Source organism: Brevibacterium sp. JSBI002 (assembly GCF_026013965.1).
GTDB lineage: Bacteria > Actinomycetota > Actinomycetes > Actinomycetales > Brevibacteriaceae > Brevibacterium.
This window is the reverse complement of sequence record NZ_CP110341.1, coordinates 2552318-2576880: the sequence shown is the minus strand read 5'-3', so window position 1 is coordinate 2576880 and position 24563 is coordinate 2552318. Positions and strand designations below refer to the sequence as shown.

The 24563-nt window shown below is 64.6% G+C and carries 21 protein-coding genes; 18 read left to right on the top strand and 3 right to left on the bottom strand.

What is annotated here, in order from left to right:
• The first annotated feature begins 90 nt into the window (after positions 1–90).
• The 5 genes from LJ362_RS11725 to LJ362_RS11705 all read left to right on the top strand — a co-directional run bounded on the left by LJ362_RS11725 (position 91) and on the right by LJ362_RS11705 (position 5354).
• The gene (locus LJ362_RS11725; protein WP_264799220.1) at positions 91–669 is read left to right on the top strand and encodes a hypothetical protein; all 579 of its coding nucleotides are present in this window, start codon (positions 91–93) and stop codon (positions 667–669) included.
• Positions 670–822: 153 nt separating this feature from the next.
• Positions 823–1128 (top strand): Asp-tRNA(Asn)/Glu-tRNA(Gln) amidotransferase subunit GatC, encoded by a 306-nt coding sequence (gene gatC, locus LJ362_RS11720; RefSeq protein WP_062862017.1) that lies wholly within the window; start codon positions 823–825, stop codon positions 1126–1128.
• Position 1129: 1 nt separating this feature from the next.
• Positions 1130–2617, top strand: coding sequence for an Asp-tRNA(Asn)/Glu-tRNA(Gln) amidotransferase subunit GatA (gene gatA / locus LJ362_RS11715; RefSeq protein ID WP_264799219.1), 1488 nt, complete (start codon positions 1130–1132; stop codon positions 2615–2617).
• Positions 2618–2624: 7 nt separating this feature from the next.
• Complete coding sequence (gatB, locus tag LJ362_RS11710; RefSeq protein WP_264799218.1) at positions 2625–4106, top strand: Asp-tRNA(Asn)/Glu-tRNA(Gln) amidotransferase subunit GatB; 1482 nt, start codon at positions 2625–2627, stop codon at positions 4104–4106.
• 213 nt (positions 4107–4319) lie between these two features.
• Entirely contained in the window at positions 4320–5354 is a 1035-nt protein-coding gene (locus LJ362_RS11705) for a hypothetical protein (RefSeq protein ID WP_264799217.1), read from the top strand.
• A gap of 76 nt (positions 5355–5430) precedes the next feature.
• Here LJ362_RS11705 and def read toward each other — a convergent pair whose 3' ends face one another.
• On the bottom strand, positions 5431–6003 hold the full coding sequence (def, locus tag LJ362_RS11700; RefSeq protein ID WP_208634987.1) for a peptide deformylase: 573 nt from the start codon (positions 6001–6003) through the stop codon (positions 5431–5433).
• Between the two features lie 382 nt (positions 6004–6385).
• On the opposite strand from def, the gene cysK reads away from it, so the two are divergent.
• The 11 genes from cysK to LJ362_RS11645 all read left to right on the top strand — a co-directional run bounded on the left by cysK (position 6386) and on the right by LJ362_RS11645 (position 19983).
• Complete coding sequence (cysK, locus tag LJ362_RS11695; RefSeq protein ID WP_173155842.1) at positions 6386–7312, top strand: cysteine synthase A; 927 nt, start codon at positions 6386–6388, stop codon at positions 7310–7312.
• 146 nt (positions 7313–7458) lie between these two features.
• Positions 7459–8133 (top strand): serine O-acetyltransferase EpsC, encoded by a 675-nt coding sequence (epsC, locus tag LJ362_RS11690; RefSeq protein ID WP_264801832.1) that lies wholly within the window; start codon positions 7459–7461, stop codon positions 8131–8133.
• Positions 8134–8425: 292 nt separating this feature from the next.
• A complete protein-coding gene (locus LJ362_RS11685; RefSeq protein WP_264799216.1) occupies positions 8426–9628 on the top strand; it encodes an LLM class flavin-dependent oxidoreductase in 1203 nt (400 codons plus the stop codon).
• Positions 9625–10338: an NAD(P)H-dependent oxidoreductase gene (locus LJ362_RS11680; protein WP_264799215.1), complete on the top strand. Its 714-nt coding sequence runs from the start codon at positions 9625–9627 to the stop codon at positions 10336–10338. Before LJ362_RS11685 ends, LJ362_RS11680 begins: the two co-directional genes overlap by 4 nt.
• A 1-nt stretch (position 10339) precedes the next feature.
• Positions 10340–10804, top strand: coding sequence for a MarR family winged helix-turn-helix transcriptional regulator (locus tag LJ362_RS11675; RefSeq protein ID WP_264799214.1), 465 nt, complete (start codon positions 10340–10342; stop codon positions 10802–10804).
• A 90-nt stretch (positions 10805–10894) separates the two neighbouring features.
• On the top strand, positions 10895–11839 hold the full coding sequence (locus LJ362_RS11670; RefSeq protein WP_264799213.1) for a 2-hydroxyacid dehydrogenase: 945 nt from the start codon (positions 10895–10897) through the stop codon (positions 11837–11839).
• A gap of 182 nt (positions 11840–12021) precedes the next feature.
• Positions 12022–13734: a dihydroxy-acid dehydratase gene (gene ilvD / locus LJ362_RS11665; protein WP_264799212.1), complete on the top strand. Its 1713-nt coding sequence runs from the start codon at positions 12022–12024 to the stop codon at positions 13732–13734.
• 498 nt (positions 13735–14232) lie between these two features.
• Positions 14233–15216 carry an ABC transporter permease gene (locus LJ362_RS11660; protein WP_264799210.1) on the top strand — a complete coding sequence of 328 codons (984 nt, stop codon included), beginning with the start codon at positions 14233–14235 and terminating at the stop codon, positions 15214–15216.
• A gap of 1 nt (position 15217) precedes the next feature.
• Positions 15218–16135 carry an ABC transporter permease gene (locus LJ362_RS11655; RefSeq protein ID WP_264799209.1) on the top strand — a complete coding sequence of 306 codons (918 nt, stop codon included), beginning with the start codon at positions 15218–15220 and terminating at the stop codon, positions 16133–16135.
• A complete protein-coding gene (locus tag LJ362_RS11650; protein WP_264799208.1) occupies positions 16128–18233 on the top strand; it encodes an ABC transporter ATP-binding protein in 2106 nt (701 codons plus the stop codon). Before LJ362_RS11655 ends, LJ362_RS11650 begins: the two co-directional genes overlap by 8 nt.
• Positions 18234–18285: 52 nt before the next feature.
• On the top strand, positions 18286–19983 hold the full coding sequence (locus LJ362_RS11645) for an ABC transporter family substrate-binding protein (protein ID WP_264799207.1): 1698 nt from the start codon (positions 18286–18288) through the stop codon (positions 19981–19983).
• Between the two features lie 77 nt (positions 19984–20060).
• Here LJ362_RS11645 and LJ362_RS11640 read toward each other — a convergent pair whose 3' ends face one another.
• Positions 20061–20642 carry a PH domain-containing protein gene (locus LJ362_RS11640; RefSeq protein WP_264799206.1) on the bottom strand — a complete coding sequence of 194 codons (582 nt, stop codon included), beginning with the start codon at positions 20640–20642 and terminating at the stop codon, positions 20061–20063.
• A gap of 56 nt (positions 20643–20698) precedes the next feature.
• Here LJ362_RS11640 and LJ362_RS11635 point away from each other — a divergent pair, with 56 nt between their 5' ends.
• Together LJ362_RS11635 and mdlC are read left to right on the top strand one after the other, a co-directional pair.
• Complete coding sequence (locus LJ362_RS11635; RefSeq protein ID WP_264799205.1) at positions 20699–21640, top strand: D-2-hydroxyacid dehydrogenase family protein; 942 nt, start codon at positions 20699–20701, stop codon at positions 21638–21640.
• Positions 21641–21735: 95 nt separating this feature from the next.
• The gene (gene mdlC, locus LJ362_RS11630) at positions 21736–23373 is read left to right on the top strand and encodes a benzoylformate decarboxylase (protein WP_264799204.1); all 1638 of its coding nucleotides are present in this window, start codon (positions 21736–21738) and stop codon (positions 23371–23373) included.
• A gap of 141 nt (positions 23374–23514) precedes the next feature.
• On the opposite strand, the gene LJ362_RS11625 is transcribed toward mdlC, so the two are convergent.
• Entirely contained in the window at positions 23515–24336 is an 822-nt protein-coding gene (locus LJ362_RS11625) for an aldo/keto reductase (RefSeq protein ID WP_264799203.1), read from the bottom strand.
• Positions 24337–24563 lie beyond the last annotated feature (227 nt).

Below are 24563 nucleotides of genomic sequence, written 5' to 3'. Positions count from 1 at the left end.
TGCGGCTGTGATTCGTTCGTGACCGAACTCGAAGCCGGGGTTCAGACTCAGCCAAGCTCAGAAACAGCTTCGAGTGGAAGAGTGTGGGACATGAGATGGATCCCCAAAGTTCTCGCCGGTACCTGCGTGGTCGTCGCCGCGGCCCTGACCGCAGTGCCGGTTACGGCGGGCCTGGCCGACCTGGTGCTGGGGCCGGGACCGAACAGCACCAAACGCAATGCGCAGCCTGAACTGACGTCCATGCGCACCCCGGCTGCTCCGGCCACCGGACGAACCGAGGAGTCGCCGACCGCGCTCGCTGGCGCCTCGACCGACGCGAATGAGGTCATCGAGGGCACCATCGTCGACGATCCTGCAGTGGGCGCCTCGTTCACCGACACTGCCTCGGCGAACGGCGCCTCGTTCACCGACACTGCCTCGGCGAACGGATCGCCTTCCACCGCAAGCCAGGCGGCCGGCACACACTCGTCCGGCGCACTGTCCACCGGCACCGAACTCGTCGCGGCCACCGCGGCCGACGCCCGGACCCGCATCGCCGATCTCGCCGCCGACCTCCAGGCCGGAGTCTCAGCCGGCGAGTTCACCCAGGCCGACGCCGACCGCGTCGTGGCTGACATGGCCGGATACATCCAAGGCACCCGCACCTGGCCCGAACGCCCCTCCGCCTAACAATTACTACCTGACGGCGGCTCAGCAACCTCGCGCCAGGTTGCTGGGCCGCCGTCAGGTAGTTCTGGGGGAAGGTCACAGCGCAACGGCGGGGGCGGGTCCGCTGAAGAGACTAGACTGGGGGCGAGTGAAAACGACGATGAAAGGCAGGGAATGACGGAGTCTTCCGCAATCACCCCCGAACAGGTGGAGCATCTGGCTTCACTGTCTCGGATCGCCATGAGCGAAGATGAGCTGAAATCGCTCGCCGGTGATCTGAGCACAATTCTGGGAAACGTCGCCAGGGTCAACGAAGTGGCCGGCGACGATGTGCCCGCAACCAGCCATCCCATCCCGCTGACGAACGTCATGCGCCCCGACGTCGTGGGCGAGACGCTCTCCAGCGAACAGGCTCTGGCCTCGGCTCCGGCCGCCGAGGACGACAAGTTCCTCGTTCCGCAGATCCTCGGGGAGGAGTGAGATGACCGAACTGACGAACAAGTCCGCCCTCGAACTCGCCGCAGGACTGAAATCCGGCGAGTTCTCCTCCGTCGACGTCACGCAGGCGCACCTCGACCGCATCTCTGCCACCGAGGATGACTTCAACTCCTTCATCACCGTCACCGACGAACTTGCCCTGGAGAGCGCGAAAGCCGTCGACGCCAAGCGCTCCGCCGGTGAGGACCTCCACACGCTGGCCGGTGTGCCCGTGGCCCTGAAGGACCTCGTCGTCACCGAAGGCACGCCTACGACCGCCGGGTCGAAGATGCTCGAGAACTGGGTTCCGCCCTACGAATCGACGGTGCACAACAAAGTCAAGGCCGCCGGACTGCCGGTGCTCGGCAAGACCAACCTCGACGAATTCGCCATGGGTTCGACGACCGAGCACTCGGCCTTCGGCAACACCCGCAACCCGTGGAACCTCGACCACGTGCCCGGCGGATCCTCCGGAGGCGCGGCCGCAGCGCTGGCCGGATTCCAGGCCCCGCTGTCCGTGGGCACCGACACCGGCGGCTCCGTCCGCCAGCCCGCCGCGTTCACCGGCACCGTCGGCGTCAAGCCGACCTACGGTTCGATCTCGCGCTTCGGCATCATCGCGATGGCCTCGAGCCTCGACCAGGTCGGACCTATGGGCCGCAGCGTCGCCGACGCCGCAGCCCTGCACGAACTGCTGGCCGGACACGATCCGCTCGACTCCACGTCGCTGCCCGACGAGGTCGGCGGATTCCTGAATGCCGCCCAGACCAGCGAACTCAAGGGCAAGAAGCTCGGCGTCATCAAGCAGCTGGCCGGTGAAGGCTACCAGGACGGCGTCCGCACCGCGTTCACCGCGGCGCTGGAAACCGCTGCCGCTGCCGGAGCCGAGATCGTCGAGGTCGACTGCCCGTCGATCTCCTACGCCCTCGACGCCTACTACCTCATCATGCCCTCCGAGGTGTCTTCGAACCTCGCCCGCTACGACGGCATGCGCTACGGCTTGCGCGTGGAACCGGAATCCGGTCCCGTCACCGCCGAGACCGTCATGTCGGCCACTCGTGCTGCAGGCTTCGGATCGGAGGTCAAACGCCGCATCATCCTCGGCACCTACGCTCTGTCGGCCGGCTACTACGACGCCTACTACGGTTCGGCGCAGAAGATCCGCACCCTGGTCCAGAACGACTTCGCCAAGGCCTTCGCCGCCTGCGACGTCCTCGTGTCCCCGACGACCCCGACGACCGCGCTGAAGTTCGGTGCGGAGAAGGCCGCCGACCCGATGGCCCTCTACCTCGGCGACGTGGCGACGATCCCGGCGAACCTCGCCGGCATTCCCGGACTGTCCCTGCCTGCAGGCCTGGCCGATGGTCTGCCCGTCGGCTTCCAGATCCTGGCTCCGGCCCGTGAGGACATCAAACTCTACGAGGTGGCCGGACCCTTGGAAGCCGCACTCGAATCGCGCGACGTGTGCTCGACACTCTCGCGGAAGGACTGAACGCCAAGTGAAATACGAAGACGCGATCAAGAAATACGATCCGGTCATCGGCATCGAGGTCCACGTCGAACTCGGCACCGCGACCAAGATGTTCGACGCCGCCCCCAACACCTTCGGCGGGGGACCGAACACGAACGTGACCCCCACCTCGCTCGGCCTGCCCGGCTCCCTGCCCGTGGTCAACGAGAAGGGCGTGGAGTACGCGATCAAGATCGGTCTGGCCCTCGGCTGCGAGATCGCCGAAACCTGTCGGTTCGCCCGCAAGAACTACTTCTACCCGGACGTGCCCAAGGATTTCCAGACCAGCCAGTCCGATGAGCCCATCGCGGCCGAAGGCCAGGTCGAGGTCGAGCTCGAAGACGGCACCATCGTGACCGTCCCCGTCGAGCGCGCCCATATGGAGGAAGACGCCGGCAAGAACACCCACGTGGGAGGCGCCACCGGCCGCATCCAGGGTGCCGACCATTCCCTCGTCGACTACAACCGAGCCGGTGTGCCGCTCGTGGAGATCGTCACCCACCCGATCACCGGGACAGGGGAACGGGCCGCCGAGGTGGCCGCCGCCTATGTGCGGACCCTGAGGGACATCTTCCGCGCCCTTGACGTCTCCGAGGCCCGCATGGAACAGGGCAACGTCCGCGCCGACGTCAACGTGTCCCTGCGGGAGAACCCCGAGGCACCGCTGGGCACCCGCACGGAGACGAAGAACGTCAACTCCTTCCGCTCGATCGAACGCGCAGTGCGCTTCGAGATCGCCCGCCAGGCGACTCTCCTCGAAGCGGGGGAGAAGGTTGTCCAGGAGACCCGTCACTTCCACGAGGAGACCGGGGAGACCTCCTCGGGGCGTCCGAAGTCCGACGCCGACGACTACCGCTACTTCCCCGAGCCGGACCTCGTCCCGCTGCAGCCGTCCCGCGAATGGGTCGATCAGCTGCGGGCGAGCCTGCCCGAGCTGCCGGCGCAGAAGCGCCGCCGCCTCCTCGGGGAATGGAAGTTCTCCGACCTGGAGATGCGCGACATCGTCAACGCCGGACTGCTCGAAGCCATCGAGGACACCGTCACCGCCGGTGCGAAGCCGGCCGCGGCACGCAAGTGGTGGACCGGTGAGGTCGCCCGCCTGGCCAACCAGGAGGACAAGCACCCCACCGAGATCGTCACACCTGCCCAGGTGGCAGGACTCGTCGAGCTCATCAACGAGGGCAAGCTCAACGACAAGCTGGCCAAGGATGTGCTCACCGGAGTCTCAGCCGGCGAAGGCGAGCCCGCCGAGGTGATGAAGGCCCGCGACCTCGAAATCGTCGAGGACACCGGTGCACTCGAGGTCGCCGTCGAGGAGGCCATCGCGGCCAACCCCGATGTGGTCGAGAAGATCAAGGGCGGAAAGATGCAGGCCATCGGCGCGCTCATGGGCCCGATCATGAAGGCCACCCGCGGACAGGCCGATGCCGGAAAGGCCAAGGACCTCATCCTCGCCAAGTTGGGCGTCTGAGTCCAGGTTCGACTCCGATCCTGGTCGACGCCGGCGCCTGATGGTGCCGAGCAGGACTCAGGATTGATCCAGCCACACCCTCTAGACTGTGCGTCCAAGGGAACCGACCGGTCTCCCGAACACAGCGGAGGGTGTGGCTGTTCGCATTCCCCGCAACCGATGGTCCGAAGGGACAGGGCCGAGTGCGTGACCCACACGCGTGGAGGTGAAGCGGTGTCTGAGTGGAAATCGCTGTGGAAGAGCGAATGCGGGAAGTCCGCGCCGATCTATCGGGTGCTCGTGCCCGACAGCGTCAACGAGGCGGTGCTGCGAGCCTGGAGTGCCCGCGGATACCGCTACACGGCCGGAGCCCCGAGCGCGATCTTGCTCACCGGTGGGATGAGCCGGAACTTCTTCCGCTCCAGCGTCCTGTTCAAGGGCGGCACTGCCGCCGGTACCGCCGTGACCGCGGGATTCGCGGCGCCCGGGGGACTGGCTCTGGTCTCGGGTTTCGCCGATGCCGCACTGACCTTCGGCGGAATGGGTGCGGCCACGGCGCTGGGCACCGGAATCTTCGCCGCGGTCACGGGCCCCAAATACCTGCGTGATCCGAAGCGTCTGAGCCGCACGAATCGGCGCAAGGTCTCGGGTGCCCAGTGGGTGACTCCGGCCAGTCTCGGCTATCTGCCTGGGCGCAAGGAAGGCCGGGACACCGACGAGCAGCGTCTGTTCCATCTCGCTGTCACAATCGCTCGCAAGATCGTGCGCACCCGCGCGTGGACCCACCCGATACTCAAAGATCACGTCTCCCGCGTCGACCTCGACCATGCTGTGGCCTCCATCGGAGTGCGGCTGCAGGAACTCGTCAGCCTGCGTGAGGAGATCGAAGGCATCCGCGATGCGGGAACCGCGAAGTCGGTGGAGACCTATCTGTCGAAGCTGGCCGTTGCCTTCTCGTCGATGGCCCGCCGCGTGGAGTCGATGCACGAATACTACGAGCGCCTCCTCGAACTCGATCAGCAGCTGATGCTGCTGCACAACTCCGAACGCTCCCGCGAGCTCGGTGATCGGGTGCTCGACGTGCTGTCTCGCACCGCGGCTGATGATTCCGCCGATTGGCAGTTCAGGGAGCTGCGCATCGATGCGGATTCGCAGTCGTCGATCATCTCCGGGCTCGTCGCCGAACTCGACCAGACCGCCGATGACTTCGACGACTTCGACTCCCGCCTGGCTGCGGCGCAGAAGTCCGTGGACGAGCTCGAAGCCTGAGCTCGGCCTTGGCTCAATGGTCGACCGATCCCGGTTCGCCGACGTGTCTCAGCTCGTCGGCCCGCCCGCTCCCGGCTCAGTGACCGAAGGGGTCGGGGTCGACTCCCGGCATCCATGACAGGCCCGGCTGATCATAGCCGTGAGCCTCCTGGGCCTTCTTCCACTTCTTCGACCACCGCTTGTCGAGGCGGTCGACGTAGAGGGTGCCCTGCAGGTGGTCGTATTCGTGCTGCATTATGCGGGCGAACCACCCGTCAGCGCTCAGGGTCACCGGTTCGCCTTTCTCATCGAAGCCGTTGACGGTGACCCTGTCGGCACGTTTGAGGGGGAAATCGAGACTCGGAACCGACAGGCATCCTTCGGTCTCATCGTCGGGATCGGGACGGGTGTCGGGAACCTTCGAGGCAATGAGCACGGGATTGACGAAGGTGCCGCGACGACGCACACCATAGTCATCGTCGGCGTTGAACACGAAGATGGACTTGCCGACACCGATCTGCGGTGCGGCCAGTCCGACACCGTTGCTGGCGTCGAGCGTCTCGTGCATGTCTGCGACGAGTTCGGCAAGGTCCTCGTCGAACTCGGTGATCTTCTCGGCACGACGATGCAGAACGGGCTCGCCGTAGACGACGATGGGATGAATAGCCATGAGGATAATCGTATCGGTCACCTGAGACCGTCTCAGACTCCTCCCGATCGCAGCGCTTGGGAGCGATCTCGGGGAAGGGCCGCCTCGGTGATCGTGTCCACCGATTGCTCAGCGGTTGATCGTATCCCGCACTCGATCAGGTGGATGGATATGCGGCTATCTTCGGTATGTGATAGGAGCCGTCATAAAGTTTCGCCCCCAGCGAACACAGATTGTTGAGCAACATATCTGGGAACACGTTCAGGGTCGGCGTGGTTATGATGAGGGCAAGCCGTCTCGGACCACGAGATGCAAGCTGTCGCTCCACCCGTTCAGGTGCACGTACGCCGAACGGCGAGTGGCCGCCGACGGCGGTGCACAAAGAATCGTGAAAGGACTTACTTTGACCATCTTCAACAATGTCTCCGAACTCGTCGGCCGCACGCCGCTGGTCCGCATCAACAAGGCCAGTGACCGGTCGGGCGCCGAGATTGTGGCGAAGCTCGAATCCTCGAACCCCGGCAACTCCGTCAAGGACCGCATCGGCGTGGCGATGATCGACGCCGCCGAGAAATCCGGCGAACTCAAGCCCGGCGGGACCATCGTCGAGGCGACTTCGGGCAATACCGGCATTGCGCTGGCCATGGTCGGCACCTCCCGAGGCTACAAGGTCAAGCTGACGATGCCCGAGTCGATGTCGAAGGAACGTCGCGCTCTGCTGCGCGCATTCGGAGCCGAACTCGTCCTCACCGACAAGGCTGAAGGCATGAAGGGTGCAGTGGCTAAGGCTGAAGAGCTTGCTTCCGACGGCGCCGTCCTCGTGCGCCAGTTCGAGAACCAGGCCAACGCCGAGATCCACAAGGCCACCACTGGTCCCGAGATCCTCGCCGACACCGACGGCAAGGTCGACATCTTCGTCTCCGGCATCGGCACGGGCGGAACCATCACCGGTGCGGGAGCCGCGCTGCGCGAGGCCAACCCGGATGTGAAGATCATCGCCGTCGAGCCCGCCGCTTCGCCGCTGCTGACCGAAGGCACGGCCGGACCGCACGCGATCCAGGGCCTCGGCGCGAACTTCGTGCCGAAGGTGCTCAATACCGATATCTACGACGAAGTCGTCGATGTCGACAACGACGACGCCTTCGAGCGGGCTCGCGCCGTCGCTCTCGAAGAGGGCCTGCTCGTCGGCATCTCATCCGGTGCTGCACTCTTCGCTGCCGAGAAGGTCGCGTCTCGACCGGAGAACGCCGGCAAGCGCGTCGTCGTCATCATTCCCAGCTACGGCGAGCGCTATCTGTCGACTCCGCTGTTTGCCGAGTACATGGACTGACTCCATGTCAGCGGCACGAGGGCGTCAGACTTCGGTTTGGCGCCCTCGCTGTCTGCAGAGTCCGATGTCGGACCGCTGCGGGAATTCTTCCGACCGGATCCGACTTGCACGAGACAGAACGAGACGACTGAGCAAGGGAGTCAATGATGAAGGCACTGTGGGCAGCGGCCACGGCGGCTGTGGGGGCGGCCGCCTATGGACTGAGCCGACCCGGTGTGCGCGAGACGCTGAGAGAAGACCTCGAGACGGTGAAGCGACGCGATCCGGCGGCGCGCAATGATTTCGTCTCCCTGGTCTCCTACCCGGGGATGCATGCCATCTGGGCGCACCGCGGACTCCACCGGCTGTGGCAGCATGACGTTGGAAAGGTTCCGGCGCGACTGATGTCCCAGCTCGTGCGGACGCTGACCGGGGTGGAGATCCACCCGGGGGCCAGGATCGGGCGTCGCTTCTTCATCGACCACGCCAACGGAGTCGTGATCGGGGAGACCTCGGAAGTCGGGGACGATGTCATGCTTTACCATCAGGTGACCCTCGGCGGTACCTCGATGGCGCAGACGAAGCGCCACCCGACGATCGGCAATCACGTGCTCGTCGGAGCCGGGGCGAAGATCCTCGGTCCGGTCGTCGTCGGCGACAACTCCGCGGTCGGAGCCAACGCCGTCGTCGTCAAGGACGTGCCGGCCGACTCGAGCGCCGTGGGCATCCCCGCAACCGTGCGCTCGAAGAAGAAGGAGGGCGCCGCCTCGGCGAAGGTGGGCGCCGAGTCGTCGACGACGCACCCGGACTTCGTCCTCGAGGACCCGGCCCTCTGGATCTGAGTCGACTCCTGCAGTCGGACTGAAAGCGGCTACTGCCTTCGGGCGGGAGCCGCTTTTCGTGCATTGTTGGGTCGATCCACGCTGTTCTGAGCGGCGAAACCGCCGTGGATCGACCCAACAATCGGCTGCTTGCGGCGATAGCGTGCTCGAGCCGTTCGGACGCCCGCTCAGGGGCCGGGAATACTTTCGCGACCGCTTCTGTTAAGATTTCAACTAGTTACTTCAAAATTGAAGCTAGTCCAATCGGCAGGGCGGCCGCGAGAACCGCAGGAGCCCAGACGCAGGAGGCGCCATGGAATTCGGAATCTTCACAATCGGCGATGTCACCACCGACCCGACCGACGGCACCACAGTCAGCGAACACCAGCGGATCAAGAACACCGTCGAGATCGCCAAGAAGGCCGAGGAAGTCGGACTCGACGTCTTCGCCACCGGTCAGCACCACAACCCGCCCTTCGTGGCGCCGGCGAATCCGCCGATCCTGCTGGCCAATATCGCAGCGCAGACGCAGACACTCGAACTCTCCACGGCGACGACGCTCATCACCACGACCGATCCCGTGCGCATCGCCGAGGACTACTCGTATGCGCAGCACCTCTCCGACGGCCGCATCAGCCTGATCATGGGCCGCGGCAACACCGGTCCCGTCTACCCGTGGTTCGGCAAGGACATCCGTGCCGGCATCCCGCTGGCGGTCGAGAACTACAACCTGCTCTACCGTCTGTGGCGTGAGAAGAACCTCGACTGGGAAGGCAAGTTCCGCACTCCGCTGGGCGGCTTCACCGTCACCCCGACCCCGCTGGACGAAGTGCCGCCGTTCGTCTGGCACGGATCGATCCGCAGCCCCGAGGTCGCCGAACAGGCCGCCTACTACGGCGACGGGTTCTTCCACAACAACATCTTCTGGCCGACCTCGCACACCGCGCGGATGATTCAGCTCTACCGTCAGCGCTATGAGTATTACGGCCACGGAACGGCCAGCCAGGCGATCGTCGGCCTCGGCGGTCAGGTATTCATGCGCAAGAACTCCCAGGACGCCGTCCGCGAGTTCCGTCCCTACTTCGACAACGCCCCTGTCTACGGCCACGGGCCCAGCCTCGAGGACTTCTCGACGCAGACTCCGCTGACCGTCGGGTCACCCCAGCAGGTCATCGAGCGCACCCTGAGCTTCCGCGACTGGGCCGGAGACTACCAGCGTCAGCTCTTCCTCATCGACCATGCGGGACTGCCGCAGAAGACGGTGCTCGAGCAGCTCGACCTCCTCGGCGAAGAGGTCATCCCCGTTCTCCGCGAGGAGTTCGCGAAGGGCCGCCCGGCCGACGTCCCCGATGCCCCGACGCACGGGTCCCTCGTCATCCGCCACCGCGAAGGCCGGGATCCGATCCCCGGCGGCGGAGAAGGATCGCGTGCCTTCGAGGACCGCCAGGCACGCGCTGCCGAAGCGGCCCAGAACAACGCCCAGAATACGACACCGGAAGGAGCCGTCCGCTCATGAGCGCGAACACGATGACCATCGTGGCCGTGACCACCTCGCTGAGCGAGGACTCGACCACGCTCAAGCTCACGAACCGGGTCCTCGGTCAGGCCGCCTCGGCGGGGGAGTCGGTGAGCATCGACGTGACCACGGACGTCATCAACGTCCGCAGCCTCGCCACCGCGCTGACCGATATGACCCTGACCGGGTTCCGGTCCGAAGCGTTGGAGCAGGCCTTCGCGACCATCGCCGCCGCCGATGCGATCGTCACCGTCGCACCGGTGTACAAGGCCGCCCCCGTCGGCCTGCACACCCTGTTCTGGCAGCTCGTCGACGACAAGGCGCTGAGCCGCAAACCCGTGCTCATCGCCTCCACCGGCGGAACCGCCCGCCATTCGCTGGCCGGGGACGCGGTGCTGCGGCCGATGCTGTCCTACCTCAAGGGCATCGTCGTGCCCACCACGGTGTTCGCCGCGACCGACGACTGGGGAACCGTCGAAGGCGGCCGCGCGCTGACCGCCCGGATCCGTCAGGCGGGGGAGGAGCTCGTGCCCCTGACTGCAACGATCATCGGGGCCGGAAATGACGACCTCGCCGAGGTGGCCGACCCCGATTCGCACGCAGGTGCAGGGGCGGGCGCGACCCGGGGCACCTCCTCGGCGAATCGCGGAATCGTCGACGAATTCGACCCGGCGAACGTCACTCCCTTCGCGCAGCTGCTCGAGGGCTGAGATGACGGAGATCAGATTCGGGCTCGGAAGGGAGACGCTGGCGCAGAATGCGTGGCGGACCTATTTCGAGACTTCGCAGCGTCTCCGTCAGGCCCTCGAGGTCCAGCTCAAGGACGATGCGGGGCTCGATGTCAGCGACTACAACACTCTGCTCCTGCTGTGGGAAGCGCCGGAGCGGACGCTGACGATGAGCGCACTGGCGAAGAAGCTCGTCTTCTCGCCGTCGCGGCTGAACTATCGGATCAAGGTCCTCGTCGACGCGGGGCTGGTGACGAAGACCCAGTGTCGCGATGACGGGCGTGCCCACAATGTCGCGCTGACCGAGGCGGGGGCGCGGGCATTCCTGTCCGCCGGGGCCCAGCACAAGAGCTACGTCGACGAGATCTTCTTCGACCATGTCAGCGATGCCGAACTCGAGGTGCTCGAGGCCGTGTTCACGCGGATCGGGAAAGCGCTGCCCGAGTGACGAGGCGGGCTCTGCCCGAGCGACGAGGCCCGTCATCTCAGAGTGACGAAGCCCTCGGCACCGGGCAGGGGTGCGTGCCACAATGAGGGCATGTCCATCACCACAATCGCCTTCCCGAACTCCGAGCTCCGCAACCGAGTGATCGCTCGGATCCCCGCTCACCAGCGCGCCAACGTCGACCTCGTCGTCTTCTCCGATGCCGAACGGTCGGCCAAGCTCAGCCGGGACGATGTCGACGTCGTCGTCCTGCCGTACATGGATTCCGGGCCGACGATCGAGCTGCTCGACGAGCTGCCGAACCTGCGCCTCGTCATCACGCAGACGACCGGATTCGACCCCGTCGCCCACCTGCCCGAACGCGGAATCCAGGTGGCGACCGCCTCCGGCGTGCACACCGGAGGCACCGCCGAGCTCGCCCTGGCACTGACCCTGGCCAGCCTGCGCGGAATCGACGACGCCGTGCGCTCGCAGGTCTCGCGGGTATGGGAGCACCAGCGCCACCGCTCGCTGCAGGACCGGCGGGTGATGATCATCGGCGTCGGCGAGATCGGCTCGGCCATCGCCGACCGCTTCGACCCCTTCGAAGTCCAGCTCACCCGAGTCGCCTCGACCGCACGTGAGGACGAACGCGGGAAGATCCACGGCGTCGACGAGCTGCCGGAGCTTCTGCCCCACACCGAGGTGGCCGTGCTCATCACTCCCCTCAACGAGGGCACCCACCGCCTCGTCGATGAGAAGTTCCTCAGCCTGCTTCCCGACAACGCGCTGATCGTCAATGTCGCGCGCGGCAAGGTCGTCGACACGGACGCGCTTGTGGCGGAGCTCGCCACGGGTCGGCTCCATGCCGCCCTCGACGTCACCGACCCGGAGCCGCTGCCGCGCAACCACGCGCTGTGGGGCACCCCGAACACTCTCATCACACCCCATGTCGGAGGCGACACCTCGGCGTTCGAGCCCCGGGTCGTGAAGATCCTCGCCGAGCAGGTCAGGCGGATCAACGACGGCGAGCAGCCGGTCAATCTCATCAAGGCCTGATGTTCCACCGCAGCACTGAGGCTTTCGAACAGGGCTGACGTGCCGTCATTAGGTCACGCAAATCTGATCTAAGCAGGGCCTGACCACCGCCTCGCAGTCGGACTCTCGCATGGTTCCCAGAAGAGGTTCCACCATGCGAGAGTCCGGCGTGCGGATGCTGAAATCGGGCGTAGCATGCCTGCATGAGCATCGATACAGACAACACCACTCCCGACATCAAACCCCGTTCTCGCGATGTCACGGACGGCCTCGAGGCCACCGCCGCACGCGGCATGCTGCGCGCCGTCGGCATGGGCGACGATGACTGGGTGAAGCCGCAGGTCGCGATCGCAACCTCGTGGAATGAGATCACCCCCTGCAACATGTCGCTGCAGCGTCTCGGTTCGGCCGCCAAGGAAGGCGTCCACGAGGCCGGTGGCTTCCCCCTGGAATTCGGCACCATCTCCGTCTCGGACGGGATCTCGATGGGCCACGAGGGAATGCACTACTCGCTGGTCTCCCGTGAGGTCATCACCGACTCCGTGGAGACCGTGATGAGCGCCGAGCGCCTCGACGGCTCCGTGCTCATGGCCGGCTGCGACAAGTCGATCCCCGGAATGCTCATGGCCTCCGCCCGCCTCGGGCTCTCGAGCGTCTTCCTCTACAACGGTTCGATCATGCCCGGAACCGCGAAGATGGAGGATGGCTCGGAGAGGGAAGTCACCCTCATCGACGCCTTCGAAGCCGTCGGCGCCTGCCGTGCGGGCACCATGTCCCAGAAGGACGTCGACGCCATCGAGCGCGCCGTCTGCCCCGGTGAGGGTGCCTGTGGCGGAATGTACACCGCGAACACGATGGCCTCGGCCGCCGAGGCCATGGGGATGTCGCTGCCGGGTTCGGCCGCTCCGCCGGCCATCCACCGCAACCGCACGATGTTCGCCCGCAAGTCGGGTGAGGCAGTCGTCAACATGCTGCGCCAGGGCATCACCACGAAGGACATCATCACCCGCGAATCGCTGCACAACGCGATCGCTGTGGTCATGGCCTTCGGCGGTTCGACGAACGCGGTCCTCCACCTGCTGGCCATCGCCCACGAGGCCGGAGTGGAGCTCGATCTCGATGACTTCAACCGCATCGGCGACAAGGTTCCGCACCTGGGCAACGTCAAGCCCTTCGGCCAGTACGTGATGAACGACGTCTTCAAGATCGGCGGCGTGCCCGTGATCATGAAGGCCCTCCTCGACGCCGGTCTGCTCAACGGCGACTGCCTGACCGTGACCGGCAAGACCGTGGCCGAGAACCTCGAGTCGATCAACCCGCCGGACCCGGACGGGAAGATCCTGCGCGCGCTCAACAACCCGATCCACGCCACCGGCGGCCTCACCGTGCTGCAGGGATCGCTGGCGCCCGAAGGCGCCGTCGTGAAGTCCGCGGGCTTCGACGCCGATGTCTTCGAAGGCACCGCTCGCGTCTTCAACCAGGAGAAGCCGGCGATGGATGCCGTGCTGAACGGCGAACTGAAGAAAGGCGACGTCGTCGTCATCCGCTACGAAGGACCCAAGGGCGGACCCGGAATGCGCGAGATGCTCGCGATCACCGGCGCCATCAAGGGTGCGGGCATCGGCAAGGACGTCCTGCTGCTCACCGACGGCCGCTTCTCCGGCGGTTCGACCGGTCTGTGCATCGGCCACATCGCCCCCGAGGCAGTCGACGGCGGCCCGATCGCGCTCGTCGAGGACGGTGACAAGATCACCGTCGACATCGCGGCCCGCTCGATCGAGCTCCACGTCGACGAGGAGGTGCTGGCCGAGCGTCGCAAGTCCTGGACGATCCCGGACAACCATCGCCTCACCGGCGTGCTCGGCAAGTACGCGAAGCTCGTGCAGTCGGCGTCGAAGGGCGCGGTCTGCTTCTGATCCACCTCAAGGTCCGTTGCTGATTCCGCTCACCCTCGGGTGACACTCAGCGATACGGTCCGGTTCCTCCATCGCCGAGGCGGTGCAGACGTCACGTCTGCACCGCCTCGGCGATTTCGGTGGGGAACGTTCCTGACCGCAGTACGGACCGTTCTGAGCCCGCGACACGAAACTACAGTTACCGAAAAGTTACTTCGGCGTGTCGCGCGAGTTCCCGGGGGACACGGCGCCTTGTCGCAATCAATACTGCAAGGGACGTTTGTGCAGCAGGTCACATGGGGATACAGTGCGAACTACGTTCAGTTTTCTGTGATGAACCATTGATGATTCACTCATAGTGGCTGATCAGAGGAAAATTCGCGCAAAGGAACCTTGATCGTTGATGATTCGCACCGCTTTCCCGATTCGCCGTGAGATCTACTCCCAGCTTCCGGGTCCCATGCACCATTCCTCGACGTCCAGTGAGGCTCGGCTGATCCCTGTGTCGTAGTCGGCACCATGGGAAAATACGTCCTGCGGCGGTTCATCAACTACTTCATCCTCGCGTTCATAGCGACGGTCACCGCCTACATCACCTCCAGCTCATTCATGGATCCGGCCTCCCGGTACCGTGGTCAGAATCCGCCGCTGTCAGAAGATTCGATTCGGTCCATCCTCAACGGCCACGGCACGAACCCCGAAGTCCCGATCCTCGAGAGGACCTGGCACTGGCTGACCAACATCTTCCTCCACGGTGATTTCGGCACGACGGTCCACAACTCACCGGTGCTGCAGGAGATCCTCGTTCGGGCAGGTGTCAGCCTCAAGCTCCTGCTCATCGGATCGATCATCGGAGCCATCCTCGGCGTGATCCTCGGAGTCTGGGGAGCCGTCAAACAGTACAAGACATCCGACCAGGTCGTGACCTACGCGTCCTACCTCATCATCGCCACTCCGACATTCGTCATCGGCGTGATCCTCATGATCATCGCCACCGGATTCAACAATGCCCTCGGCACGACCCTCATCCGCTTCTCGGGTGATTACTCGGCGAATATCGACCCGGGATTCGTCCCGTGGTTCACCGACCAGGTGTCACATATGCTGCTGCCGACCCTGGCGCTTGTGCTCATGGGCGCCGCGACGTACTCGCGTTACCAGCGTTCGGTCATGCTCGACGTGCTTGCATCGGATTTCATCCGCACCGCCAGGTCCAAAGGGCGCACCCGCAGAACCGCGTTGGTCAAGCACGGCGTGCGCGTCGCACTCATCCCGATGTCGACGTACTTCGCCTACGCGTTCGGCACACTGGTCGCCGGCTCGTCGATGCTCGAGGTCATCTTCTCGTGGAACGGCATGGGCCAGTTCACCATCAACTCGATCCTGCAGTCCGATATAAACGCGGCCGCAGGCTCCGTTCTCTTCGTCGCAGTGCTCACGCTCCTGGCCTCGACCTTGTCCGAGGTGCTCTATGCCGCACTCGACCCGAGAGTGAGGATCTGACATGGCAACAGATATTCCGATCTCCACAGATCCCGACACCGAGGTGGTGACGAAGCGTTCGAAGCCGACCTCTCGGGCGATGCTCATCTGGCGCCGCCTGCGCTCGACGCCACGTTTCTGGGTCGGCGGGATCCTGCTCGCATTCTTCGTTCTCTTCGCTCTGTTCGGCAACACCATCAACATCTACTCGCCGACCGACCAGGATGTCTTCGCACTCAATGAGGGCCCGAGTGCCCAGCACTGGTTCGGTACGAACACGATCGGCCAGGACATCTACGCTCAGACCGTCGTGGGACTGCAGAAATCCCTGCTCATCGGCATCATCGCCGGGCCGTGTGCGAGCATTCTGGCCGCCATCATCGGATCGACGGCAGGCTATTTCGGTGGTCGAGTCGAGACGATCATCGTCTGGTTCATCAACCTTCTGCTCGTGCTGCCGTCCTTCTTCATCCTTGTGCTCATGGCGCCTCTGCTGAGGCAGCTGTCGTGGACGGCCATCGTCGTCTTCCTCGTGCTCTTCGGTTGGATGATCATGGCTCAAGTCGTGCGCAACCAGACCAAGGCGATCAAGGATCGCGACTTCGTCCGAGCCGCCCGCTATATGGGGGTTTCGACTCCGAAGATCCTCAGCCGGCACATCATCCCCAACGTGGCCTCGATCCTCATCGTCGATGCGACACTCGGCGTCGTCTCCGCAATCCTCGCCGAGACGTCCCTGAGCTATTTCAACCTGGGCATACAGAAACCCGACGTGTCGATCGGCACTCTGCTGGCCGAAGGCTCCGGAGCGGCGGCCACACGTCCCTGGCTGTTCGTCTTCCCCGCAGGGGTGCTCGTGCTCATGCTCTTCGCGATCAGTCTCATGGCCGATGCCCTGCGGGATGCGATCGATCCGACCTCAGGAGTCAACCGTGACTGAAACCCTTGACATCGACCTCGCCCCCGTCATCGCGGCAGAACCCATCCTTGAAGTCAGAGACCTGACGGTGACCTTCCCCAACCCCAACGGCGACGTTCAAGCGGTGCGCGGGGTCAACTACGAGGTCAGACCGGGCGAGTTCCTCGGCATCGTCGGCGAATCCGGCTCAGGCAAATCCGTGTCCTCGATGGCTGTGATGGGTCTGCTTCCCTCCACCGCTCAGATCGCCGGCTCCATCCGGTATCGCGGGCAGTCTCTTCTCGACATGAACGACCACCAGATGTCGAAGCTGCGTGGCCGCGAGATCGCCATGGTATTCCAAGATCCGCTGTCGGCACTGACTCCCGTCTATACGATCGGAGAACAGATCTCCGAGGGTCTGATCATCCATGACCCGAGCTTGTCGAAAGAGGCGGCGAACGATAGGGCGATCGAACTGCTCAGAATCGTCGGCATCCCAGGGGCGGAGCGGCGGGTGAAGTCATATCCGCACGAGTTCTCCGGAGGCATGCGGCAGCGAGCCATGATCGCCATTGCGATCGCCAACGATCCTGATCTCATCATCGCCGACGAGCCGACGACGGCATTGGACGTGACGATCCAGGCTCAGATCCTCGACGTGCTGCAGAAAGCACGCGAGATCACCGGTGCCGCGATCGTGCTGATCACCCACGACCTCGGTGTGGTGGCCGGAAACGCCGACCGAATCGCTGTCATGTACGCCGGCCGCCTCGTCGAGACCGGGGGAGTGGAGCAGGTCTTCCACAGCCCGCAGATGCCCTATACGACAGGACTGCTGCGTTCGGTGCCGAACCTTGCCACAGCGGGAACCCAGAGACTCGTTCCGCTCGAGGGCAAACCGCCGTCGCTGTCGAATCTTGCGCCCGGGTGCCCATTCGCACCGCGTTGTCCGATCGCGGTCGACAAATGCAGCGAGGTCGAGCCCGAACTCGTCGAACACGGTGTCACCGGCGTGCAGGCGGCCTGTCACCGTGCCGACGAGATCGCCCGGGGCGATCTGGAAGCCAAAGACATCTACCCGCGCCCCGACCCGGTGGCGACTCGAGTGAAAGATGACGCAGCACCGAACATCCTTGAGGTCACCGGTCTGCAGAAGCACTTCCCTCTGCTCAAAGGCGCCGTGTTCAAGCGACAGATCGGCACGGTGAAAGCCGTCGACGGAATCGATCTCGAGATCAAGGCCGGCCAGACCCTCGGACTGGTGGGCGAATCGGGCTGCGGGAAGTCGACGACGATCGGTGAGGTTCTGGAGATGGTCGCTCCGCAGAAGGGGCGGCTGGTCATCAACGGCATCGATGTCGCGGACCTGAACAAGCGTGAACGTCTGGCCATGCGCAGAGACGTCCAGGTCGTCTTCCAGGATCCGATGGCCGCCATCGACCCGCGGCTGCCGGTCGGCGAAGTGATCGCCGAACCGCTGACCGTGCACAAGGTGCCAGCTCAGGAGCGCAACGACAAGGTTGCCGAGATGCTCGAACTCGTCGGCCTCGACGCGGCGATGGCCGAACGCTATCCGCATGAGTTCTCCGGTGGGCAGCGTCAGCGCATCGGCATCGCTCGGGCCCTGGTGACGAACCCGAAGCTGCTCGTCCTCGACGAACCCGTCTCGGCTCTCGATGTCTCCGTCCAAGCAGGTGTCATCAATCTGCTCGAAGACCTGCGTGACACCTTGGGACTGTCCTATCTGTTCGTCGCTCACGACCTCGCGGTCGTCCGACAGATATCGGACTATGTCGCCGTGATGTATCTCGGTCGGATCGTCGAGTACGGCGAATCCGACGCGCTCTATCGGCAGCCGCGGCACCCCTATACGCGAGCACTGATGTCAGCGATCCCCGTCCCCGACCCCGAAGTCGAACGGTCTCGGGAACGGGTGCTGCTCACCGGAGATCTGCCGAGCCCGACCGATGAGATCTCCGGCTGCAACTTCCGCACCAGGTGCCCGCTGTTCAACCTGCTGCCGGACGGGGACAGGCAGATGTGCCTGACCGATGACCCCCGTCCGCGGTCACTGGAGGGCGACCTCGTCGCCTGCCACCATGCGGAGCGGATCAGGGAGCTCGACACCGCGACCTGAAGCCGCACCCATAGCCCACCTCGAGGAACACCACACTAGAAATGAGGAACTCATGAGAATGAGGAAGAAGGCGACAATGGTCGTCGCCGCGACCGCTGCGCTGGGCCTGGCACTGTCCGGCTGCCAGCAGGCGAACAAGGACTCCGGCGGAGTCGACAGCGACAAGGCGGACAAGGAGATCTCCGGACTCCCCACCACCGACTACCAGAAAGCCGGATACGACGAGGTCAAGGACGGCGGCACGCTGACCTACCCGATCACCGAAATCCCCGCGAGCCTCAACTACTACCACGCCGATGGCGCGCACGTAGACAACAACAACATCTACGGCACCACCTTGGGCGGGCCCGTCACGATCAAGGACGACGGCACCTGGGAAGTCGACAAGAACTACGCCGAGAGCGTCGAGATCGCCAGCGAGGATCCGCTGGTCATCGACGTCAAGCTGAACAAAGACGCCGTCTGGGAGGACGGCACGCCGATCGACGTCGACGACTACAAGGCGTTCTGGCAGACCCGCGACGGCAAACACGACGAGTTCGAGGTTGCTTCGACCAAGGGCTATGAGGATATCGAGAAGATCGAATCCGGCAAGGACAAGCACGAGGTCAAGATCACTTTCAAGACCCCGAACATCGACTGGCCGAACTATATCGCTGCGCCCCTGCCCAACGAGATCACCGAGGATGCCGACTCCTTCAACAAGGACTACACGAAGAAGGTCCTGCCTTCGAACGGTCCTTTCAAGGCTGACAAGGTCGACACGAAGTCCGGCGTCATCACGATGGTCAAGAACGACAAGTGGTGGGGCCAGGAGCCCAAACTCGACAAGGTGATCTTCAAGGTCGTGTCTCAGGCGCAGCAGGCCCAGGCGTATGCGAATAAGGAGCTCGACCTCGTCGATGTGGGAACCGACGGCGACTCCTACAAGATGGCCGACAAACGCGAAGACGGTGAGATCTATAAGTCGCAGGGCATGCAATGGACCCATGTGACGATGAACGCAGAGAAGGGTGCGCTCAAGGAACAGGAGGTCCGTGACGCGATCGGCCACGCCATCAATCGCGAAGCTATCGCCCAGGCCGCGATCGGCCCCGTTGAGGCGCCCGTGACCCTGGTCAACAACGTCACCTTCATGCCCGGGCAGGAAGGCTACCAGGACAACACCGACGGCAGCCTCGACTTCGACCAGGAGGCGGCGAAGAAGATCCTCGACGACGCCGGCTGGGCCGAAGGCGACGGTGGAGTGCGAGAGAAGGACGGCGAGAAGCTGCAGTTCAAGATCGTCGTTCCCGCCGACACCGCGTCGAACGCGCAGCGTGCCGAACAGATCATGAAGGACCTCAACGAGGTCGGCTTCAAGATCGAGATCGAAACCGTCCCTGTGGCTGCGTACTTCGCCGATCACGTGCTCAACGGCAACTTCGACATGGCGACCTTCACCTGGGAGGGAACGGCCTTCCCGATCTCTTCGGGTTCGAACCTGTTCTACCCCGCAGATTCGGAGCAGAACCACTCGAAGATCTCCAGCGATGCGATCGGCGAGAAGTTCAAGGCCGCGACGAAGACGCTTGATCCCGCCGAAGCCAAGAAATTGGCGAATGAGGGCGATGCCGAGGTGTTGAAGCTCAAGCCGCTCATCCCGTTCTATCCGACCCCCTATGTCTGGGGTGTCAGGGAAGACGTCGTCAACCTCGGGCCGCGTCAGCTGGAATCGCCTGACTGGACCGAGATCGGCTTCAAGAAGTGATGCACTGATCGACTGAAGCCATCCGAGACTGCCGGCCCCGTGGGTTCACGTTCCCCACGGGGCCGGTCTTTCTTTGTTCAGATGAGTCCGACTGCCACCAGGAGCACCAGCACCAGAGTCACCCCGATGACGCCGAGGCTCCATCGAGTGCTGACGTCCTCGGCAAGGCCGGAGGGACCGCTTCGCACAGCCGTTTCAGGCGCATGGGCCTGAGTATGCTCCCATCGGCGCAGCAGTTCGAACGCGGGGTGATTGTCCAGAGACTCCGGTCGCGTTCCGCCTGTCAGTCCGGAATCGATCTTCCGTCGCGGCATTCCGGGAGCGTTCCACGGTCGAATGGTCCGCTCGGCCCCCTCCGCCGAGGCGGTCTCGATCGTGACGACAGAACCCAGCCGAATATCACGGATTCGGGTGAACGGCACAGACGTCGTACGCAGGATCTCCCTGACCTCCACCTCGTCGGTTCCGACGACGAGAGCCGGCCGCCAGAGGATGATGAATGCAAGCCAGCCGATGAGTACAAGACCTGGACCGAAACGACCGACGGTGTCCCACGCCCCGCGCAGCAGCGCGTCGCCGAGGAGGAAAGCGAGGAACGCCCACACGATGACCGTGATGATGGGGCCGCTGCGTTGTCTCAGGATGATCGGTGCACTCACCAGCCCAGCGTATCGGCTCTAGGATGTAGGTCACACGACTTCAGAAGAGGAACACAATGCGCATCGTCGTTCTCGATGACTATCAGCAGGTGGCAGGCAAGTTCGCGGACTGGAGCGGTCTCGACGCCGAGGTCGAGTTCATCGATCGTCCCATCGTCGACGACGATGACCTGGTGCAGGTCCTCTCCGGTGCCGAGGTGGCTGTGGCGATGCGAGAGAGAACCGCCTTCACCGCCGTGCGGCTGGAACGGCTGCCGAACTTGCGTCTGCTCGTGACCACGGGACGGGTCAACGCCTCCATCGACGTGGAGGCGGCGCGTGCGCAGGGGATTGTGGTCTGCGGAACCGAGTCGACCACCTCGGCGACACCCGAGCTGACCTGGGGACTCATCCTCTCCGTCCTGCGCAGCATCCCGGCCGAGGACGCCGCCGTCCGAGGCGGGGGCTGGCAGTCGACCGTCGGGGGAGACCTCGATGGGCACCGCCTCGGCGTGGTCGGTCTGGGACGTCTGGGAACGAAGGTCGCGCGGGTCGGTGCGGCCTTCGGCATGGACGTCGTGGCGTGGAGCCAGAACCTCGACGCGGAACGGGCGGACGCCCTGGGCGTGCGCGCGGTGAGCAAGGACGAACTGTTCTCCACCGCCGACGTGGTGACGATCCACTACAAGCTGAGCGAACGCAGCCGAGGACTCGTGGGAGCAGCCGAGCTCGAGGCGATGAAGCCCGACAGCATCCTCGTCAACACCTCGCGTGCCGGACTCGTCGACACCGACGCACTCATCACCGTGCTGGAGGCAGGAGGGATCCGGGGTGCTGGACTCGACGTCCACGACGAAGAGCCGCTGCCGGTCGACCATCGCCTGCGCAGCACACCGCGCACCGTGCTCACCCCGCACCTGGGATACGTCACCGAGGACACGTACCGGATCTTCTTCACCCAAGCGGTCGAGGACATCGCCGCCTGGATTTCGGGAGAGCCGATCCGCGTGCTGGCCTGAGCCGGAACGTATGAGCCACGGCTATGGTGAGGTGAGAGGGACGCCATCCCTCGTCGCCCCACCGCGAGAGCACCCAAAACGAAAGCAGAGGCACAATGGCCGATCAGCCCGAAGGTGAGAAGACAGTCCTCGACGCGAGTCTGGAGGTCTTCCGTGCTCACGGGATGACGACGATCTTCGGAAATCCGGGTTCGAACGAGCTGCCGTTCCTCGCAGGACTCGGCGAGGATTTCCGGTTCGTCCTCGGTCTGCATGAGCAGGTCGTCGTCGGCATGGCCGAAGGATACGCACGGGCCGCGGGAGGACCGGCGCTGGTCAATCTGCACGCCGCCTCGGGGTCGGGCAACGGCGTGGGTGCGCTGACGAACGCCCGCTACGGCCACGTTCCGCTCGTCGTCCTCGCAGGTCAGCAGGTGCGCCGCACCGTCGGTCAGGAGACGATGCTCGCCAGCGTCGATGCTTCGACCCTGCCTGCTCCGCTGGTGAAGTACTCACACGAGCCGCTGTCGGCCACCGACGTGCCGCGCACCCTGTCGCAGGCCGCATTCGAGGCAGCCACCGAACCGAGCGGGCCCGTCTATGTGTCCGTCCCCCTCGACGACTGGGACGAGCCAGCACTTGCCGACGACGAGCTGCTGACGAAGCGTTCGGTGACGACGGCCGGGACCATGTCGGAGTCGCTGCGGCGAGAGCTCGCCGACGTCCTCGACGGGGCGCAGAACCCCGCTCTCGTCCTCGGGCCACAGGTCGATGCCGCCGCCGTCGACGATCCGACGGTCTATGAGGACGCGGTGGTGCTGGCCGAGCGCCTCGGTGCTTCCGTCTATGTCGCGCCCTCGCCGACGCGGTGCCCGTTCCCCACAACCCATCCGAACTTCGAAGGCGTCCTGGTTCCGGGCATCAAGTCGGTGCGCGACCGACTGTCCGGCCATGACGTCGTCCTTGTCATCGGTGCAGCCACGTTCCGGTACCACCGCTGGGAACCGGCGAACTACCTGGAGCCGGGCACCGAGGTCATCCAGATCACCCAGGATCCACGGGAGGCGACGCGGGCACCGTTCGGCCGTGCCGTCGTCGCGGACGTCGCGACCGCGCTTGCCGACCTCGCTGCAGCGACGACGGATCGAGGAACTCGCCGAGGCGACCGCGGGTCCCGAGTCGTCACCGCTCCTGCCCGATCGGAGCAGGGGATGGCCGGCACCGAGGTGCTCGATGTCCTCAACGAGCACGTCGACGACAGTGTCGTCTACCTCAATGAGACGACCACCCTCGACCTCGAATACCTCGAGCGGATCGTCATCGACCGGCCCGGAATGTATCACTTCCCGGCCTCGGGAGGACTGGGCTTCGGGTTGCCGGTCGCCGTCGGCATAGCCCTCGGCGACCCGGAGAAGACTGTTGTCGCCACCGTCGGCGACGGGTCTGCGAACTACGGGCTCACGGCTCTGTACACGGCCGCTCAGCTGGGCACGAAGACGATCTTCGTCATCGTCAACAACTCCGGATACGGTGCGCTGTCCGGATTCGCCGAGCGGATGGGAGTTCCCGATACCCCAGGGCTGACTCTGGGCGCGATCGACTTCGTGTCGTTGGCACAGGGCTACGGAGTTCCGGCTCAGCGCACCACGACGCGGGAAGAATTCGAAGCCGCTTACCGCGAGGCGCTGCAGGCCGACGGGCCGGTGCTCATCGACGCCGTCGTCCTCGGTGTCGATGGCAAGCCGGCGGAGTGACAGAACGACGAAGCCGCCGGAGAGTCGGAACTCTCCGGCGGCTTCGTCATTGCTCGACCTGACTGCTCAACCGGCCTCGTCGGTCACGACCGTTGGTCGGGGTGGGCCGCCTCGGCGAGGTTTTGGTCGAAGCTGACCGGGTCAGTTCACCTCGGCAGGATCGGCCGAGACGCGGCCGCCGTTCTCGAGCGCGTCGATGGCTGCCACCTCGGCGTCGGTGAGTTCGAAGTCGAAGACGTTGTAGTTCTGTTCCATGCGGTCGCGGTTGTTCGACTTCGGGAAGACGACGTGGCCCTTCTGCAGGTGCCAGCGGATGATGGCCTGAGCCCAGGACTTCTCATGGGTGGCGGCGATCTCACCGATGACGGTGTTGGCGTAGTCGACCTTGCCCTGACCCAGCGGGCCCCAGGCTTCGACCTTGATGTCGTGCTCGGCCAGCAGCGGACGGGTCTCGACCTGCTGGAACTGAGGGTGGACCTCGATCTGGTCGACGGCGGGGATGATGCCGGTGTCGAGGATCTCGGGCAGGAAGCGGTGGTCGAAGTTCGACACGCCGATCGAGGAGGTCAGGCCCTGATCGCGGTAACCGGGGAAGGCCTCCCAAGTTTCGACGGAGTTCTTATTCTCTGGGGTCGGCCAATGGATGAGGTAGAGGTCGACATGGTCGAGGCCGAGCTTCTCCAGGGATTCTCCGAGGGCCCGCTTGGACTCCTCCGCACCGTGGCGGTCGTTCCACAGCTTGGTCGTCACGAAGAGTTCGTCACGGGCGATCCCGGACTTCGCGATGGCCCGGCCCACACCTTCCTCGTTGCCGTAGACGGCGGCGGTGTCGATGTGGCGGTAGCCGACTTCGAGGGCGTCGGTGACGATGCGTTCCGTCTCGTCGGGGTCGACCTTGAAGACGCCGAATCCCAGCTGCGGGATCGTCTTGCCGTCGTTGAGAGTGAGTGTGGGAACCGTCATGGTGTACGCCTTTCGTCACGGGGCTGGAATGATCTGCGGAACGTCCTTGTGCGATGTCTCCGCGGATTCGGGAATCTGAAGGTGATCCCGAGCGACTCTATAACGACAGTGTCGTTGGCGATCATTCCCGATTTCTCTCTGTTTCTTCATTTTTCGATGCCGCCACGAGCGATCAGTGTCGAGACTGGCACACGTTGTGACCGTGGAAGCGAGTGTGAGACCGATAG